This window comes from Streptomyces malachitofuscus, from assembly GCF_055571035.1.
Map to the genome: position 1 here is coordinate 39,604 of NZ_JBVIGA010000030.1, position 18,049 is coordinate 57,652.

The 18,049-nt window shown below is 66.9% G+C and carries 14 protein-coding genes; 7 read left to right on the plus strand and 7 right to left on the minus strand.

All coding sequences use genetic code 11. The annotated features are described in order from the left end of the window. Window positions 1–83 precede the first annotated feature (83 nt). From ACZ44S_RS33505 to ACZ44S_RS33515, 3 genes are all read left to right on the plus strand, one after another. Entirely contained in the window at window positions 84–890 is an 807-nt protein-coding gene (locus ACZ44S_RS33505; RefSeq protein ID WP_466936007.1) for a class II aldolase/adducin family protein, read from the plus strand. 333 nt (window positions 891–1,223) lie between these two features. Next, window positions 1,224–2,174: a hypothetical protein gene (locus ACZ44S_RS33510; protein WP_466936010.1), complete on the plus strand. Its 951-nt coding sequence runs from the start codon at window positions 1,224–1,226 to the stop codon at window positions 2,172–2,174. 286 nt (window positions 2,175–2,460) lie between these two features. Next, the gene (locus ACZ44S_RS33515) at window positions 2,461–3,897 is read left to right on the plus strand and encodes an APC family permease (protein WP_466936013.1); all 1,437 of its coding nucleotides are present in this window, start codon (window positions 2,461–2,463) and stop codon (window positions 3,895–3,897) included. A gap of 565 nt (window positions 3,898–4,462) precedes the next feature. Here ACZ44S_RS33515 and ACZ44S_RS33520 read toward each other — a convergent pair. Beyond that, on the minus strand, window positions 4,463–4,912 hold the full coding sequence (locus ACZ44S_RS33520) for an Lrp/AsnC family transcriptional regulator (protein WP_466936016.1): 450 nt from the start codon (window positions 4,910–4,912) through the stop codon (window positions 4,463–4,465). Between the two features lie 160 nt (window positions 4,913–5,072). On the opposite strand from ACZ44S_RS33520, the gene ACZ44S_RS33525 reads away from it, so the two are divergent. The 4 genes from ACZ44S_RS33525 to ACZ44S_RS33540 all read left to right on the plus strand — a co-directional run bounded on the left by ACZ44S_RS33525 (window position 5,073) and on the right by ACZ44S_RS33540 (window position 10,408). Then, the gene (locus tag ACZ44S_RS33525) at window positions 5,073–6,224 is read left to right on the plus strand and encodes an acyl-CoA dehydrogenase family protein (RefSeq protein WP_466936019.1); all 1,152 of its coding nucleotides are present in this window, start codon (window positions 5,073–5,075) and stop codon (window positions 6,222–6,224) included. A gap of 754 nt (window positions 6,225–6,978) precedes the next feature. Then, the gene (locus ACZ44S_RS33530; protein ID WP_466936023.1) at window positions 6,979–8,115 is read left to right on the plus strand and encodes a thiamine pyrophosphate-dependent dehydrogenase E1 component subunit alpha; all 1,137 of its coding nucleotides are present in this window, start codon (window positions 6,979–6,981) and stop codon (window positions 8,113–8,115) included. A gap of 8 nt (window positions 8,116–8,123) precedes the next feature. Beyond that, window positions 8,124–9,083 (plus strand): alpha-ketoacid dehydrogenase subunit beta, encoded by a 960-nt coding sequence (locus ACZ44S_RS33535; RefSeq protein WP_466936134.1) that lies wholly within the window; start codon window positions 8,124–8,126, stop codon window positions 9,081–9,083. Between the two features lie 17 nt (window positions 9,084–9,100). After that, complete coding sequence (locus ACZ44S_RS33540) at window positions 9,101–10,408, plus strand: dihydrolipoamide acetyltransferase family protein (protein ID WP_466936026.1); 1,308 nt, start codon at window positions 9,101–9,103, stop codon at window positions 10,406–10,408. 22 nt (window positions 10,409–10,430) lie between these two features. On the opposite strand, the gene ACZ44S_RS33545 is transcribed toward ACZ44S_RS33540, so the two are convergent. The 6 genes from ACZ44S_RS33545 to ACZ44S_RS33570 form a co-directional block, all read right to left on the minus strand. Next, window positions 10,431–11,300 (minus strand): IS5 family transposase, encoded by an 870-nt coding sequence (locus ACZ44S_RS33545; protein WP_466936137.1) that lies wholly within the window; start codon window positions 11,298–11,300, stop codon window positions 10,431–10,433. A gap of 557 nt (window positions 11,301–11,857) precedes the next feature. Continuing rightward, complete coding sequence (locus ACZ44S_RS33550; protein WP_466936029.1) at window positions 11,858–12,340, minus strand: hypothetical protein; 483 nt, start codon at window positions 12,338–12,340, stop codon at window positions 11,858–11,860. A 379-nt stretch (window positions 12,341–12,719) separates the two neighbouring features. Next, window positions 12,720–14,315 carry an ABC-F family ATP-binding cassette domain-containing protein gene (locus ACZ44S_RS33555; protein WP_466936032.1) on the minus strand — a complete coding sequence of 532 codons (1,596 nt, stop codon included), beginning with the start codon at window positions 14,313–14,315 and terminating at the stop codon, window positions 12,720–12,722. A 103-nt stretch (window positions 14,316–14,418) separates the two neighbouring features. Further along, window positions 14,419–15,336 (minus strand): SAM-dependent methyltransferase, encoded by a 918-nt coding sequence (locus ACZ44S_RS33560; protein WP_466936035.1) that lies wholly within the window; start codon window positions 15,334–15,336, stop codon window positions 14,419–14,421. 39 nt (window positions 15,337–15,375) lie between these two features. Continuing rightward, on the minus strand, window positions 15,376–16,389 hold the full coding sequence (locus ACZ44S_RS33565; protein ID WP_466936037.1) for a diiron oxygenase: 1,014 nt from the start codon (window positions 16,387–16,389) through the stop codon (window positions 15,376–15,378). Window positions 16,390–16,589: 200 nt separating this feature from the next. Then, window positions 16,590–17,954, minus strand: coding sequence for a hypothetical protein (locus ACZ44S_RS33570; protein WP_466936040.1), 1,365 nt, complete (start codon window positions 17,952–17,954; stop codon window positions 16,590–16,592). Window positions 17,955–18,049 lie beyond the last annotated feature (95 nt).

Sequence of the window (18,049 nt, forward strand, 5' to 3'; positions counted from 1 at the left end):
TTGCCTCAGGGGTTGACTCCGGTAGTGGTTCGGACGCACGCTGGCCGCGTTCCCACCATGCACTGAACAGGGAGGATGGGCGGATGTCCGTCTCGGCTGACAGCGGCGGCGTAGATCTGGACAGCATCGAGGAACTCGGCATACAACAACTTCCGGAGGTGCAGGACACGACGGAGTCCGAGCGTCACCACCGCAAGAAGCAACTCGCGGCAGCGTTTCGCATTTTCGCGCGGTACGGCTTCGACGAGGGGATCGCCGGGCACATCACCGCTCGCGATCCGGAGTTCCCGAACAGATTCTGGGTCAACCCGTACGCGGTGCACTTCTCCAGGATCCGTGTGAGCGATCTGCTCCTCATCGACGAGCAGGGCCGCGTGGTGGAGGGCTCCCGCCGCACCAACAAGGCGGCTTTCTGGATCCACTCCTCCATCCACGACGCGCGTCCGGACGTGGTGGCGGTGGCGCATGCCCACACGATTCACGGCCGGGCGTTCGCCTCGCTGAACAAGCCTCTTGCCCCGATCGTTCAAGAAGCCTGTGCCTTCGCCGGAGACCATGTGCTCTTCGACGAGTACAAGGGCCTGGTGCTGGAGAAGACCGAGGGCGAGCGGATCGCCGGCCGGCTCGGCGGCAGCAGGGCGGCGATCCTTCGTCACCATGGGCTGCTCACGGTGGGTCGGTCAGTCGAAGAGGCTGCATGGTGGTTCATCTCCATGGACCGGGCCTGCCAGATGCAGCTGCTGGCCGAAGCCGCGGGTAGTCCGAGGATCATGAGTGATGAAGAAGTGACCGTGGCTCATCGTCAGTTCGGAAACGCCAACATGGCCCGGCACAACTTCAACCTGCTCGCGGAACTCGTTGTCGAGCAGGAACCCGACATCCTGGAGTGACACTGGGAGCGTCACTTCGGATCCGGCGGGGCCCCGAACATCCGATGGTGCCTCACGCACGATCGACACACGCCATCGGCTCCGTACGGCTGTTGTGCCCCCGAAGACGTGCGCCGGACGGACATCAATCTGCCGCCGCGCGAAGACCGTCAGCCTCTCCTTGCCCTTCGAGGCGGGAAAGAGTCCGCACATGGTGAGAACGCCGTTCCACCAACACCGTACGCGCAAAATGGACCGTTTCCACCACGTCGAGCAGGTCCCTGCCGGGCTGTACCACCTGCACACGAGACGGTCAGCTCCGCCCTCCCTCGGCACCTACCACAGAAGTGCGTCATGCCATTCTTCCCGGGCCGCCGCAGCGGGCCCCGCCTTTCCCCCGAACTTGACGACAAGCCCCTCGGTAAAGTCTTGAAGGCCCTCGACGAGCCGACCGGGCTGAACTCGGTCGGACGGACCGATCTGGACGTCGGACGTATGTCGAGTCTCCTGCGGCAGAACGTGGGTGACTGGGACCGACGCGCTCACCGGGTGTCCGTCCTGGGCCGACGCCTGTCCGCATCCAGCCTGCCGGCCACCTGGGTGGAACGCGAGCCCCACAGCCCGGATGCACTCCTGCTCCATGCATGGTCCCGGCTGGCCCAAGGCCGCGGCGCGGAGCGGCTCGACGATGCAACTTCGGTGATCAGGACCTGTCGTCTGGCGGCGGACATCAGTCCGAGAGACCCCCTGCCCTGGGTGGTCCTGCTCGAGGTGGCGCGGGTCGAGGGGCGTCCGCAGCGTCACGTGTTCCACGCGTGGAACGAAGCACTTGCGCGTGACAGGTGGAACCGCGAGGCCCACTTGAGCATGCTTCGCTATATTTCCCCCGATGAGGCGGGCACGCAGATGCAGTTGCTCGAGTTCATCGATGCCACGCGCGCTCAGATGCCGAACAATGCCCCGTGCGCCGGCCTCGAGCTCACCGCTGAGGTGCGCGCCTATCACACCAGTCTTGCAAGGGGTGGCGTCGACGCCCTTGTGGCCGCCAATCGTTGGACCGAGGGCTCAGGGGCACATGCGCTGCGGCGAGCTATCCCACTGTGGCTGGAACCAGGGTTCTTCCAGCATGCCGCGGTACTCGCGGACTTGAACCTCCTCGCCTACGCGCTGATTGCCGCCAAGCGATTCGACGAAGCCGGTCGAGTCTTCAGGGTTCTGGCCGGAAGAGTCACCAGTTGGCCGTGGCGGCACCTGGGTGACCCGGTCCGCGAGTTCGAGCGCTGGCATGTCAGGACTGCTCACTGAATCAATCACTTCTGTGCGGTGCACGCGGATCCAGGGCTCACCCACGCGAACTCACCGCGGCGGGTCGTCGAGCGCCATGCGCATATCAGCAGCACATTTTTTGCCCCACAGGCGATTCTGCTTGCCTATGAGGTTGACGAGTTGGCTCCGCAGCGTCATGCTCAAGCCCGAATCCGTAGCGCTCGCGCAGCGACGGACCCTTGTCCTTGACCGCCGGCCCCTGCCTCGACACGAGGCCTTCTCCCGTGCTCCGGCGTCAGTCCATCCCAACCTCAAGGCAGTCATCGTGGAAGCACAGTCCATTTCGCACAACGCGGAGGACGACGGCAGTCTCAGGCGCGGCACCATCGGGGTGTTCGGCATGCTGTTCATGGTTGTAGCCGGAACCGCGCCTTTGACCGCGCTGTCAGCCAATCTGTCACTGAGTTTGGCGCTCGGATCCGGCAAGGGCACGGTCGGCGTCATCGTCGTCGTAGCGGCGATCCTGGTGGTCTTCTCCGTCGGCTACGTCGCGATCTCCCGCGTGGTGGCCAACAGCGGCGCCTATTACGCATACATCGAGCACGGTCTGGGCCGTTGGGTGGGCGCCGGCGCGGCCATGATCGCGACCATCATGTACAACGCCGGAGCGGCCACGATGGCTGCCGTGTGCGGATACTTCACGCAGATATTCATGACCAGCTATGTTGATCTCACGCTTCCGTGGTGGCTGTACGCCGGACTCGTGATTGTCCTGAGCGGCGTGCTGGGCCTGTTCGGTATCGGTGTCACGGCCAAGGTCACTGCGATCGTTTGCTTTGCGCAGTTCGTGCTGCTCCTCATGTTCATCGGTGCGATCCTGCTGGACCCGAGCAGCCGCTACAGCACCGAGGTGTTCTCCCCGAGCGCGGTCTTCAACGGCCACGCAGGACTTTCGATCGTCTTCATTCTTCTGTGCTTCGCCGGGTTCGAGGCGAGCGCAGCATTCTCCGAGGAGTCCCGGAATTCACACAAGGACGTGGCCCGTGCAACCTACCTGTCCCTGGTCGTGCTGGCTGTGATCTTCACCGGTGCTACCTGGAGTCTGGTCGCTGAACTCCAGGACGTCGCCGTCATGGCACAGGCCGACCCCGCCGCGCTTGTGAGTCGTGTGATGACTGAACGTCTCGGCGACTGGGTCGGACCGGTACTGGGGTTCGTCGTGGCGGTCAGCTTCCTCGGCGCTACTCTCACCTTCCACAACCTCGCTGCCCGCTACCTCTACTCGACGGGCAGGTCCGGCCTTCTGCACGGTTCTCTGTCCCGGATCCACATCAGCAGGGGAGCCCCCCATGTGGCCATCGGAGCACAGATTGTGATCAGTGTCGTTCTCATCGCCCCGTTCGCAGTCACTGAGGGCGAGAGCGATCCGTTCACCAGTCTCGTTCCGGCGTTCAGCGGGCTGACGTCTCTGGGGCTGATCACTCTCATGGCCTTGTGCAGCCTCAGCGTCGTCGCGGCGTCAAGCAGCGGACGGCTCCACGGTTCGATCTGGGCCACCACGATCGCCCCCTCGATCGCCGCGCTGGCTCTGATCGGAGCCGGGGCCTGGACCATTGCGCACTACTCCTTGATCACCGGAAGCGACTCGATGCTGATCAACCTGTTGCCTCTCCTTCTGCCGGTCGCGGCCCTCGCCGCGGCACTCACCTTGCTCAAGCGCCGGAACTCGCCGGAGGTTCGGCCGGAACACGTGCTGAAGTAGCAGCTCACCCGAGCAGGGGGCGGTAGACACCCCGTGTGCCGCGCCTCCTGTGCCATCGACAGGAAGGCCGACCGTCCCGAGGCCGGTCGCCGTTGATTCGATGCAGTGCTGGTCGCCGGGGCGAAGCGGTACGAGGCTCCTGGATCGTCGGTGACGACTGGCCGGTCGTCAGTCGTAGCCAGCCGGTCCCGGGCTCACAGGACGCGCGGGATCGATGGCAGTGACGGCCGAGTCCGAGTGATCAGCTCACGTGAGAACGGCGCGGCAGTGCTCCGGCGTCCAGCGTGCGCTCGTGCGTGACGGAGCACAGGCGTTTCCGCCTGCCCTGATGTCAGCTGTGGCCGCCGACTTCACACAGCAGGAGAGTGAGGTCCCCTTTCCCGCGCCGTGCTTCGCGGTTACTCGGGCAGCATCGCATACGCCTGTCTCTCTGACAAGGTAATTCGCCCACGAGGCAAAGTCGCGGTCCTTCCCGGTCTGCACTGGATGTGCGCCCCGGCGGCGGGGAGGAGAGGGCGGGTGTGCCAGGTGGTGCAAGCGCCGCCGTGACCGTGCGCTGCCGCGATCAGGCGTCACGTCTCCAGGCGCCGAGAACCATGAGGGTCTTGGTGCCGATGACCGGACCAGAGCGGCGAAGACGGTCGATGACATCCCGCAGGTGCTGGACTCCGGCCACACGCACGCGGACCAGTGCGTCGGCATCCCCAGCCAGAGTGAAGACTTCGAGGACCTCCGTGACGCTCGTGGCGGCCATGGTGATGGCCTCAACCTTCACATCGCCGGCGAACCTGAGCTCGACGAACGCTTCGAAGCCGGCCCCTAGTTTGTCGTGGTCCAGCAAGGCCGTGTAGCCGAGGATCACTCCCAGCCGTTCCAAGCGGTCAAGGCGCCTCTTCACGGCCGACGGAGACAAACTGACCTGTTCGGCGATCTCTGTCACGGCCCTCCGGCCGTCCTGTAGCAGCAGGTCGATGATCGTCGTGTCGACGCTGTCAACGTGCTCCGGGCTGGACATGCGCACACCTCACTTCACGCAGATTATTTGCATGTATCACTCAGTAGAGTTGCTGAAAATTGCGTGCAACTCAAGGTATCAGCGGATTAATTGCCATCCGAGCGTCCGGCCTGTCGAATGTGCCCCTCCAGGCATGGAGGACGCAGAAGGGAGCCCAGCCGTGAAGGTAGAACGCGAACTGCCGTCCCGCGAGGCGTATGAGCTACTGGAAGTGGTGAAGGACGTCGCCGAGAGGGAACTGCGCCCGCGGGCAGCCGATTTCGAGGACAGCGGCCGCTTCCCCCGTGATGTCTTCCGGCTTCTCGGCGAGGTCGGGCTGCTGACTCTGCCGTTCGGCGAGGACATCGGCGGGGGAGGCCAGCCCTACACGGTCTATCTCCAGGTGCTGGAGGAGATCGCCGCGCGATGGGCGGCCGTGGCCGTTGGCATGAGCGTGCATACGCTGGCATGCCATCCGGTGGCCGTCTTCGGTACGCCGGAGCAGCAGGCCGAACTCCTGCCGCGGATGATGAGCGGGCGCACGCTGGGTGCCTACAGTCTTTCCGAGGCCCATGCCGGGTCCGATCCCGCGGCGCTGCGCGCGTCGGCCACCGAGGGACCGCACGGCTGGACGGCGCAGGGCACCAAGGCCTGGGTCACCCACGGCGGCCAGGCCGACTTCTACACCGTCTTTCTGCGGACGTCGTCCGACCCGCGCAACGGCATTTCGTGCTTCCATGTAGAGGCGGACACGGCCGGACTCGTCGCCGGAGTGCCCGAACGCAAGATGGGCCTGCGCAGCTCACCCACTGCAGAGATGCACTTCGAGGATGTCCCCCTCCCCGCCGACAGACTGATCGGAACCCCCGGCCAGGGACTGGCGATCGCCCTGTCGGCACTCGACGCGGGCCGGCTGGGCATCGCAGCAGTCGCTGTGGGCATCGCCCAGGCCGCGCTGGAGTACGCAGTCGCCTACGCCCGGGAACGTGAGACGTTCGGGCGTCCCGTCATCGAGCACCAAGGTGTCGGATTCCTGCTGGCCGACATGGCCGCCAAGACCGAAGCTGCCCGTGCGACGTACCTTGCCGCCGCCCGTCGCAAGGACAGCGGCCGGCCGTACACCCGCCAGGCCAGCATCGCGAAGCTGGTTGCGACCGATGCCGCCATGGCTGTGACGACCGACGCGGTGCAGGTTCTCGGCGGCGCCGGCTATGTGCTCGACCACCCGGTGGAACGACTCATGCGCGAAGCGAAGATCACCCAGATCTTCGAAGGCACCAATCAGATTCAGCGCCTCGTGATCAGCCGCCATCTGGCGGTCCCTTCTCTCTGACGCGTACCCGTCCGCGACTTGTCCGTGGAGAACATGGCATGCAGATTCGCGATGCCGTAGGTGGTATCCGGCGGTGCTTCCGGCTCGGGCGTGACGTCGCCTGGCACGTGCACCACAAAGGTGCCACCGGCGTGAAGCTGGATCTCCCCAACGGGGCAGGTAGGGCAACCGTGGCCCGACTGGTTGAGCGAGCCCACTTCACATCCGCTGACGTCACGGACGCCTTCACGGTTCGGTCGGCCATGGACGAGGTAACAGGACTGGGAGCGGTGAGCGTCACCGTCAGCTACGCCGAAGTGGCTACGCTTGGGCGGAACTTGATCAGGCACGGCAGGCTTCCGCTCGTGCGGTTCCGCCGTGTGGTGAACAGCAACCTGGTGGGCACCTTCAGCGTTTCCGGGTACAGCTGCGGCAGGGACGGCGGACAACGAGCCGCACAAGGGACGGCGCGGCGTCGTCATCCCCACTCCTCCCTCGCCGCGTACCAACGGCAAGATCGGGGACGGGCCACTTACGCGGCCGCCAAGGGTGACGTCGCCTCACTGAGACCCTGTCCGCCCCATGGGGCCTCCACGCTGGGAGCACCCGAGAGTTCGGCGACCTGCTCGTCCACGCCATAGGCGGTCCCATGCCTAGCGGCCGTCTAATCCGCCCCGACGGAGCTCTCCGCATGATGCCGCGTTGAGCCCGATAGCAACTCGCCTTCCAGCCTCCTACAGCGTCCCAGCAGGCGCACCCGACTTGAGGAGCAGCAATGTCACGAAGGCCATCCCCGAACTTCTCCGAAGTCAGGGGCCTGAGCAGACCGATCCGACTCCTCGCACCGGACGGTGTGCTGCACACCGATGACGGACTCGACATGTCCGGGAACGTCGACCTGGCCGCGTTCTACCGCGACATGGCGCTCGTACGCCGGCTGGATTCCGAAGCGATCGCGCTGCAACGGCAGGGCGAGCTGGGGCTGTGGCCTTCACTTCGCGGCCAGGAGGCGGCCCAGGTCGGCGCCGCATACGCGCTGGGCGATCAGGACATGGTATTTCCCTCGTACCGCGAACACGGTGTTGCTTGGTGCCGCGGACTCGACCCCGTGTCGCTCCTCGGCCTGTTCCGCGGGACGACGCTCGGTGGCTGGGATCCCCGTGAGCGCCGCTTCAGTCTCTACACCCTGGTCATCGGCGCTCAGGCCCTGCACGCGGTCGGCTACGCCATGGGACTCGTCCGTGACGACGCCATCGGCACGGGAGACGCCACCCGTGACACCGCCGTTCTCGCCTTCTTCGGCGACGGAGCCTTGAGCGAGGGTGAAACCAATGAGGCGTTCATCTGGGCCGCAGCCCAGAACCTGCCTGTGGTGTTCTTCTGTCAGAACAACCAGTGGGCGATCTCCGCTCCCTACAGCGTGCAGAGCAGGGTGCCCGTGGCGCAGCGCGCGGCCGGCTTCGGCTTTCCAGGGATACGTGTGGATGGCAACGATGTACTCGCGTGCTTCGCGGCAACCCGTCAGGCGCTAAACAGGGCCAGGTCCGGAAGCGGTCCGACCCTGATCGAGGCCCTGACCTACCGGATCAACGCCCATACCACCGCAGACGACGCGAGCAGGTACCGCCCTTCCTCCGGAACCGAGGAATGGGTGGCCAAAGACCCACTGAAACGTGTACGCCTGCACCTCACGGCGACCGGCGCGGCCGATGAGAAATACTTCGCCGACATCGAACGCCGCGAGCAGGAACTCGCCGAGCGCCTGAGAGTCGGCTGTCGAGCGCTGCCCGTGCCCGACCAGGCTTCTCCCTTCGAGCACACCTATGCCGACATGCCCACCGAGCTCCGCCGACAGCTCGCCGACCACATCCAGTTCATCGCTGGCGGCGAGGAGAACGGGGTCGCGCAGTGAACATCTCCATGGTCAAGGCCCTCAACGACGGCCTGCGCAAGACACTCATGGACGACCCCAAGGTGCTGCTGATGGGTGAGGACATCGGTCGGCTGGGTGGTGTCTTCCGCGTCACCGACGGCCTGCAGAAGGACTTCGGGAGTCTGAGAGTCGTCGACACACCGCTCGGCGAAGCGGGCATCGTCGGCGCTGCCATCGGTCTTGCCATGCGCGGGTACCGCCCCGTGTGCGAGATCCAGTTCGACGGCTTCGTCTACCCGGCCGTCAACCAGATCGTCAGCCAGCTCGCGAAGCTGCGTCATAGGTCTGGTGGCCTGCTGTCGTTGCCGGTAGTCATCCGTATTCCGTACGGGGGAGGCATCGGGTCGATCGAGCATCATTCGGAATCGCCAGAGACCTACTTCGCTCATACCGCGGGGCTGAAGGTGGTCACCTGTGCGACGCCCCAGGACGCGTATCACATGATCATCCAGGCTGTGAACGACGACGATCCCGTGGTGTTCCTCGAACCGAAGCGACACTACTGGCGCAAGGGAGAGGTGACGGTGGCCACCACCCCGCCACCACTCGCCCGCGCGCGTGTCCTGCGCCTTGGCACCGATGTCACGCTCATCAGCTACGGCCCGCTGGTCCCCGTAGCCCTGGAAGCGGCAGACATCGCCGCCGAGGAAGGACGCAGCATCGAGGTCATCGACCTGCGAAGCCTGTCGCCGCTGGACATGGACACCGTGCGGGAATCCGTCCACCGCACGGGCCGGGCCGTGGTGGCCCACGAGGCGTCCCTGTCGCACGGCTTCGGGGCCGAACTGGCCGCGAGACTTCAGCATGAGGAGTTCTACTTCCTCGAAGCCCCCGTTCTGCGGGTCACCGGATACGACACCCCGTACCCGCCGAGCCGTCTCGAGAGCGACTGGCTTCCTGGAGCCGACCGGGTTCTCGATGCCGTCGACCGCAGCATGAGTTACTAGAGAAGGAGCCGGTCACCGTGTCGAAACAGCAACAGTTCCTGCTCCCGGATGTCGGCGAGGGCCTCACCGAAGCGGAGATTCTCAACTGGTCCGTGCAGGTCGGTGACACCGTCGAGATCAACCAGATCATCGTGGAGATCGAAACGGCGAAAGCCGCCGTCGAACTGCCCTCTCCTTACGAGGGCGTCGTCAAGATTCTGCACGTGCAGGAAGGCGAGACCGTCCCCGTGGGACATCCGCTCATCACCGTCCTCAGTGAGGCCGGCGACGCGGCCCCGGAGGCGGAGGCAGTTCCGGCGTCGGCGACAGCGGCTCCCGACCGAGCAGCCCTGCTTGTGGGGTACGGGCCGCAGGAAGGGAGCAGAACCCGGCGCCGTCGTACTCCGGCCCTCTCGCCCGTGACCACCGTGCGGACGCCCGCGGCACCGTCGCCCACACCGAGCACCGGTGCCAAGCCGCCCGTCCGCAAGCTGGCGAAGGATCTGGGTGTCGACATCACCACCGTCCCGCCCACCGGACCAGGCGGCACCGTCACCCGCGAGGACGTCCACCGGGCCGCCGAGGCGGCCTGTGCTCCCGCGGCGACACCGCCCGCGCTGCAGCACTCGGAGCCCCCTGCCGAAACCCGCATCCCCATCCGCGGCGTACGTAAGCACACCGCCGCTGCGATGGTGGCCTCCGCGTTCACGGCCCCACATGTCACCGAGTTCATGACCGTCGACATGACGGCCACCATGGCACTCCGCGACACGGTCTCGGCCCGCCGTGAATTCACGGAGCTACGCGTCACACCGCTGCTCTTCGTGGCGCGCGCCCTCGTCCTCGCAGTGCGCAACACGCCCGAGGCAAATGCGAGTTGGGACGAGGAGGCACAGGAGATCGTGCTGAAACATGACGTCAACCTGGGCATTGCCGCAGCCACGGAACGAGGTCTCATCGTCCCCAACATCAAGCGTGCCGACCGGTTGTCCCTGAGCGAACTGGCTGAAGCCATCACATCGCTCACCAGCACGGCTCGGGCAGGGAAGACCTCACCTCAGGCGATGGCGGGGGGAAGCATCACACTCACGAACGTCGGGGTATTCGGGGTCGATACCGGAACTCCCATCCTCAATCCCGGTGAGGCGGCCATCCTCGCCATGGGCGTCATCCGACGAACACCGTGGGTCGTGACCGACGATTCGGGGGCGGAGAGGATCGAGCCCCGGTGGGTCACTCAGCTGGCCCTCTCCTTCGACCATCGCCTCGTGGACGGCCAACAGGGCTCCCGACTGCTCGCCGACACCGCCGCTCTTCTGCACAATCCCAGCCTCGCCATGCTCTGAGAGGTCGTTTTCTCCCGATGTTTCATCCCGGAATGGGTGTTTGATCCTGTGGTGTCGGGTCGCGCCAGGAGATGGGGGCTTCGTCGGTGAGGCGGCGGGCCATCAGATCGGTCATGGCCAGCTGGATCATGGCTTCGGAGCGGGCTGGGAGGGTTTCGTAGTCGCGGGCCAGGCGGCGGTGGAGCATCAGCCAGCCGTAGGTCCGCTCCACGGTCCAGCGCTTGGGCAGCGGCGTGAACCCCTTGATGCCGGGGGCGCGTTGGACGATTTCCATGTTGATACCAAGGCGGGCGGCGTGCTCGACGAGGTGCTGGCGGTACCCGCCGTCGACCCACACCTTGCGGACCGAGGGGTGGGCTGCGGCCACCTGGTCGATCAGGTGAGTGCCGGCGATGGAGTCCTGCACGCTCGCGGCGGTGACCAGCACCGCAAGCAGCAGTCCGAGGGTGTCGGTGACGATGCTCCGCTTGCGGCCCACGATCTTTTTCGCCGCGTCGGTGCCCTGCCCGGCGGCTGGGACGCTGGTTGAGGTCTTTACGCTTTGCGCGTCGATCACGCAGGCGGAGGGCTCCGCGTCTTTGCCTTGCTTCTGTCGTAACAGTCTGCGCAGCACGCCGGTGAGCTGGGCGAACACGCCATCGCGCTGCCACTTGGCGAAGTAGCCGTACACGGTCTCCCAGGGCGGGAGGTCGTGCGGGAGGTAGCGCCACTGCACGCCGGTGCGGTCCACGTAGAGGACCGCGTTCATGATCTCGCGCAGATCGTGCTCGGGCGGGCGTCCGATGTTCAGTGCATGTCGGCGCCGCTCGGCCCGCCAGGCGGACAGCACCGGTTCGATCAACTCCCAGCGGGCATCGGACAGATCACTCGGATACGGGCGACGTTCGGCCATGACCTGGACATACCGCCAGCCAGGGGCGTGCGCCCAGGCGTGCACCGCCGGTGGCGGAAGCACGCGGACCGGCGTCTTGGGATGAGACAGGCGCAAGCCGCAATCCGTCCCAGCCGTCACACCGTCCAGCGCATCCGTCACCTCGCTCCCACCAGCACCGCCGAAACGACGACCCACCGTCAGAAAGCCCAGGTCAAAGCGTACCTCAAGGGAGAAAACGACCTCTGAGAGGGCGCCGACGGACCCGTACAGCAGTCAGCCCCGCATGGTGGGAACGCGGGCGGGGCTGATCAGTATGTGTGGTCGTGAAGAGCGGTTACCTACGCGGCGAAAGTCGCTGCGGGGCTTCAACCGATCGTCCCCGCAGGCAAGGGGTGAGGCCCGGGGGACACTGTCCCCTTCACCACCACGAGCCCCCGACCACGCCCGGTCCCCGCTTGTTCCCCAGGGTCCATCGCAGGGCGGCGGTTGGTCTGGAGCGGCTTGCGTCCCTGCTCGGGGGATCGCGGGACGCAGAGCCACAACCATCCTTCCGCCCCGCGCCCCGAAGCGAGGCCTTACGCGCTGCGGCGCGGCTTGCGGCTGGATATCTTCGCGACCGACCTCGTGCGGGCGGCCGGCTGCTTCTGCGCAGTCGTCTTCTTCGCGGCCTTCTTGGCCTTCGGCAGGTCGTGGACCTCGGCGTCCTCACCACGGGAGGCTTTGGCCTTCTGTACGGACTCCTGCAGGGCGGCCATCAGGTCCACGACGCGGTCCGGCTCGGCCGGCTCCGGCGCCGCTGGCAGCTCGCGGTGTTCCCGCTTCGCCTCGATGATTTCCTGGACGGCTTCGGTGTGGGTGTCAGTTCTTGGGACAGGTACTCCACTGGATGCCGGTGTGGGGGGAAAGAAGAGGATTGCGCACAGGGTCTGGCGGTCCGGCACCCGCGGTCTGCCCTCGGCCTTCCTCGGACCTGGCTTCGGCAGAACGGCTCGATCAGCGATAAGTGGGAGATCGTGCCGCAGGTGGATCAACGTGGCGACCAACCGGTCGACGAACACCAGCTGATGTCGGGTGAGCCTGCGGGGTCATCGGCAAGCCGGCGGTGTCCACGACGTATAGGACGGTCGCGTACCGGGACTGCCACGGCTCCAGTGCCCGCCCCAGGTCGAACCGCCGCCCTCCTGGTGCCAGCCGGCCAGCACCCGCCGCCCTTCCTCCCACACGTGACCAGAAATCAGACCCCGTGACGCGCAGGGCCGGATCCAGGGAAGCCGCAGTGGAAGCTGATGCACCCCCACCGGCGACCACCCCGGCACCAACGACGCGGTGCTCATCGTGGACAAGACCGGCTTTGAAGAAGGACTCTGCACGACTGGCCCTGTCGCGGCAGGAGCGCCCTTGCCGCCTCGCAGTGTCACGCACAGAGACTACGGTCTGTCAGGCCAGTGACACGAGATCGGTATACGTATCGTTCCACATGTCCTCCACACCGTCGGGCAGCAGGATGATGCGCTCCGGCTGAAGTGCCTCAACGGCGCCCTCGTCGTGTGTGACGAGGACGACGGAGCCCTGATAGGTGCGCAGCGCACCGAGGATCTCTTCACGGCTGGCCGGGTCGAGGTTGTTGGTCGGCTCGTCGAGCAGCAGCACATTAGCCGAGGAGACGACCAGGGTGGCCAGCGCGAGACGGGTCTTCTCGCCGCCGGAGAGCACCCTGGCCGGCTTGTCGACGTCGTCGCCGGAGAACAGGAACGAGCCAAGGACCTTGCGGAGTTGCACCAGGTCCAGGCCGGGTGCAGACGCACGCATGTTCTCCAGTACGGTGCCGTCCGGGTCAAGGTTCTCGTGCTCCTGCGCGTAATAGCCGAGCTTCAGACCGTGGCCCTTGATCACCTGGCCGGTGTCGGGCTTCTCCACGCCGGCCAGGAGGCGGAGCAGGGTGGTCTTCCCGGCACCGTTGAGGCCGAGGATCACCACGCGCGATCCCTTGTCGATGGCCAGGTCGACGCCAGCGAAGACCTCCAGCGAGCCGTACGCCTTGGACAGGCCCTCCGCGGTCAGGGGCGTCCTGCCGCAGGCTGCCGGTTCGGGGAAGCGAAGTTTCGCCACCTTGTCGGCGCGCCGCTCCTCCTCCAGGCTGGCCAGCAGGCGCTCCGCACGCCGGGCCATGTTCTGCGCGGCGACCGCCTTGGTCCCCGCGCGCAGCCGGTTGGCCTGGTAGGTCAGGGCGGCCGCCTTTCGCTCGGCGTTGCTGCGTTCCCTCCTGCGTCGGCGCTCGTCGGCGCTGCGCTGGGCCTGGTACCGCGCCCAGCCCATGTTGTAGACGTCCAGAGCGCACCGATTGGCGTCCAGGTGGAACACCTTGTTGACCACCGTCTCGATGAGGTCAAGATCGTGCGAAATGATGACGAAACCGCCCTGGTAGCGCTTGAGGAATTCGCGCAGCCACAGGACGGAGTCGGCGTCGAGGTGGTTGGTGGGCTCGTCCAGCAGCAGCACGTCGGCGTCGGAGAAGAGAATGCGGGCCAGTTCGACACGCCGACGCTGGCCGCCGGACAGAGTGCGCAGCGGCTGGTCCAGAATCCGGTCGGGCAGGCCGAGGCTGGCGGCGATAGTGGCCGCCTCGGCCTCGGCGGCGTACCCGCCTTTGGCGAGGAACTCGCTCTCCAGCTGCTCATAGGCGCGCAGCGCCTTCTCCCGGACGGTGTCGGGTCCGTCCGCGAAACGGTGCTGACAGTCGCGCATGGCCCGCATCACGGTGTCCAGACCGCGGGCGGACATGATCCGGTCCAGGGCCAGGACGTCCGGGTCCCCGGTGCGCGGGTCCTGCGGCAGGTAACCGACCGCCCCGGAGCGGGTGACGGTGCCGTCGGCCGATGGCCCTTCGCCGGCCAGGCATCTGGTCAGGGTGGTCTTGCCCGCGCCGTTGCGGCCGACGAGGCCGACGCGATCGCCCTTGGCGATGCGGAAGGACGACGGCTGGAGCAGGACGCGGGCGCCGACGCGGAGTTCGAGGTCGGTGGCGGTGATCACGGGAAGCAGGGCTCCGGGGAATGGTTCGGTGAGGGGCTGCGGCGGCCGGGAGGGAACCAGGGTCCGGGGTGGCGCCCGGGCCCGGTCCTCCCCCGGTGGTGGACTACTTGACCGCGATGGCGATGGGCAGGACGCCGCCGGCGTTGTAGCGGACTGCCTGCACGGTGAAGCCGGCCGCTTCCAGCTGGGATCGCACGTCGCTCTCGCTCGAGAAGTTGAGGTAGGTCGCCTGGACGATGTCGCCCATGATGGACAGCTCGCGGCGCAGATCGTCCTCGCCAATGCGGTACTTCGTCCAGGCGGCGGCGTGCTCGGGGGCCTCCCACGGCGGCGGGGGCGGCGGGGTCAGGAAGCTGATCAGCAGTCGGCCGCCGGGCCGCAGCGCCTTGTAGAAGGAGCGGTACAGGTCCGTCAGCCGCGCCGGGTCGGACTCGTACATGTTCAGACCGTTGCTGACGAGTAGGTCGAGCTCCGCCTCTGCACCGAGGTTCCACGCGTCCTCGTGGCGGAAGGAGGCGCATGCGGCGAGGCCGTGGCGCCGGGCGTTCTCCTCGGCGTAGCGCAGGGACTCGGTGTCGAGGTCGACGCCGACCAGCCGGACGCCGGTCACGTTCCGGTAGTCCTGTTCGAGGAGGTCGTCCATGACGCCGCAGGGGACGGACGCGAGGGTTGCGCCGTCGGTGATGTGCTCGGCGATCAGTGCCCTGAAGCGGTGGTAGCGCTCGCGGGCCTGGCAGAGCAGGGAGTTGTTGAGCAGCCAGTGTTCCAGCGGGGTGACGGGCTGCTCGGGCCGGTTGCGGAAGATGTACGACGTCCAGTAGCCGTTGAGGCCGCGGTTGTGCAGCAGGAAGCGGCCCAGCTCGAAACGCTGGAGCTGGTGGAGGAGTTTGAGGGTCTCCTCCAAGGGCAGGACGAGCCGGCCCGCGGCGCGCAGCCGGCGTTCGATGTCCGCCGCGATCCGCTCGGTCGAGGCCGCGTCCGTGATTCTGGTGCTGGTGTGGTGGGAAACGGTGGATGCCATGATCGTGTCTCCGGGGGTCGGGGGGTCGGGGCGGGGGTGTCAGACCGTCCAGCCGATGCGGGCGAAGCTGTCGCGCACGGCCGGGTGGGCGAGCATTCCGGCGTTGCCGAGGGCCCGCAGCACGTTCTTGACGATGGGCACGTCGGGGGTGATCTCGAATCCGGCGTAGAGCGATTCCACGGAGGTGCGGGCCTGTTCCCGGTCACCGATGAGGGTGGCGAGCAGTTCGACGTTGAACTGCTTCTCCGACTCCACGGACAGGTATAGGGTGACGAACTCCGCCAGGTGGGTGCCGATGGCCTCGCGGTAGTCGTCGGGGATCTCCCGCCACAGGTAGGTCATCAGGTCGAAGAAGAACGCGTAGTGGCGGGACTCGTCGTTCATGTGGTCATTGACGTAGTACTTGATGGAGGGGTGGACGCCGGGGCTGTTGAAGAACTCGACGAGTTCGCGCACGAGGGTCGTCTCGAAGCAGCAGTTGGCGAGTATCTCGAAGACGTCGTGGTAGCGGGGGTCCAGCTTGGCGCGGATCTCGCCGACCGCGCGCCGGGAGTCCGGGAGCGCGTAGTCGATGTCGCTCAGGTGCGGGTAGCGCTGCCGCAGTTGAAGGATCATGTCCTGGGCGATGTACACGTGGTAGTACTCGTCGATCATGACCGAGTAGGTGTTGAGCCTGGTCTCCTCGGTGAACGCCACGGGCAGGTCCCCGTGCAGGAGTTTGGAGCAGGCCGAGACGATCTCCTTGATCTCCAGGTTCACGATGTCGTGCAGGTACTTGTAGAAGGACTGCACGAGGACGTCGTCCTTCGCGGACTGACCGAGGTCCCGCACCTCCTTGGCGAGCAGTAAGGGCTGCTTGTCCTCGGGGAAGAAGAAGCCGCTCTGGGCGAAGTCGATGGTCTTGCGAGGGCGGGTGCGGACGGACGAGCGAGCCTCCCAGCGTTCCGTGTACTGCGCGGTCAGGCTGGACAGGGTCCGCTCGGACGGGGCGTTCTCCTGGGGCACCGACGGAACTCGCTGGTCAGGACCTATGCGGGTGTCTGCGGAGATCATTTCCCGCGCTTATGTAGATCGTTTCCCATCACCCTGGTCAGCTGCCTCGCCGAAGCACCCGACCGCCGGGACGCGTACCATCACACCAAACTCCTGCTGGACATCCGCGTCCGGGGATCAGGCTGACGCGCCCCCCTCCCGGACCGCAGCGGCGTACGCGCATTGGGCCAGGATCAGCCGATCACAACCAGTCAGAAGTCTCAGACGGCGACCACGCAGTTGTCGGAGCTGTGGGTGCCGTGGACGGTGACGATGCCGGCCGTGCCATCGCCGAAGAAGCGGGCGAGCATGCCAGCTGGACGGCCGCCGAAGAGGAGCGGGCCGAGGACCGGTGCGATGTCGGCGTCGTGGAGTTCGTCCGCGCCGTCGGCGGCCACGGACAGACGGCAGGTGCGCGGGGACACGAAGTCCTGGACGATGCTGGTGCCCGCCTCGGCGGCGGTGGTCACCGCCGTCTCCCACTCCGCCGGGTCCGTCTCGCGGCCGATGGCGACCTGCTTGCCGCTCATCCCGATGCTCGCCTTGAGCACCAGCGACTCGCGGTTGTCCACGGCGTACCGGACGAGGTCGACCTTGCGGTCGCCTCGGTGCGTGAAGCGGTGGGACAGCACCCGCGTCCACGGGAGGTACCGGTCGACCAGGGCCTGCTCGGCGGCGCTCATCCACGGGCGGCCCTCCGACAGGAGCCCCATGGTGAGCTTGCTGGACAGGAAGGTGGACGTCTGGGTGCCCACGAGCAGGCAGCCGTGGTCCAGGGCGTCCTGTACGGGCGCGGTGTCGATGCCCAGTTCGAGCCAGTCCGGGATGGTGAAGTCCCTCAGCCCCACCAGGTAGCGCAGGTGCGGCGGGCAGTCCCAGGCCTCGTGGAGGTCCTCAGGCTCGAAGAAGCGCGCGGTCAGGCCCCGGCTGGTGAAGTACTCGGTCTGCATGTCGAAGTACCGGGTCGAGCCGCCCTGGTCGCGGGCGCTGCCCAGCACCGCCACGCGGGGCGCCACGCCCAACTCCGCGCACAGGTCGCGGAACATCTCGGTGCGTACGGCGAAGGGGTCCTGGCTGCCGAACGGCACCCGGCCCTGGTCGTCGGCGTACAGGTCGCGCCAGACCGCCAGGCGGGAACGCACCTCCACCGGGCCGCCGAGCGCCCCGCTGACGTTGAACTCCAGGAACTGCGGGCCGTTCGGGCCGATCACGATGTCCGGGCGGGTCACGCAGTCCGCGTACCGCTCCTCGACGAACTGGTCGGCCATGAAGAGCTGGTGCTCGCTCTCCGGCATGCGGTACGCCGCCAGCCGGCCCTCCGTGGTGGCCGCCGTCTCCAGCGCGGTGCGGCGCACCAGGTCGAGCAGCGCGGCGGTCACCCGGAACAGCTCCGCGTACGACGCGCGCGGCAGCGCGATGGGCGCTGCGGGCAGCAGCCGCTGGTACGGCCAGCCGGTGTCCCGTATCTCGTGGTCCAGCATCCGGCGGATCGTGGCCGGGGGCACGGCTGGCGGGGCGATGCGGTGGTCGCCGAACCACGGGTGGCCCGACGGCGCCTGCGTACCGACCTCCACGAGCGCGCTCATGCGCCTTCCCCCCGACCCTTCCGGTCCGCTCGGGACACCGACCCCGGTACGGATGGCATGTGCCCAGGTCAGACCGGCGCTCATCCGCGATGTGG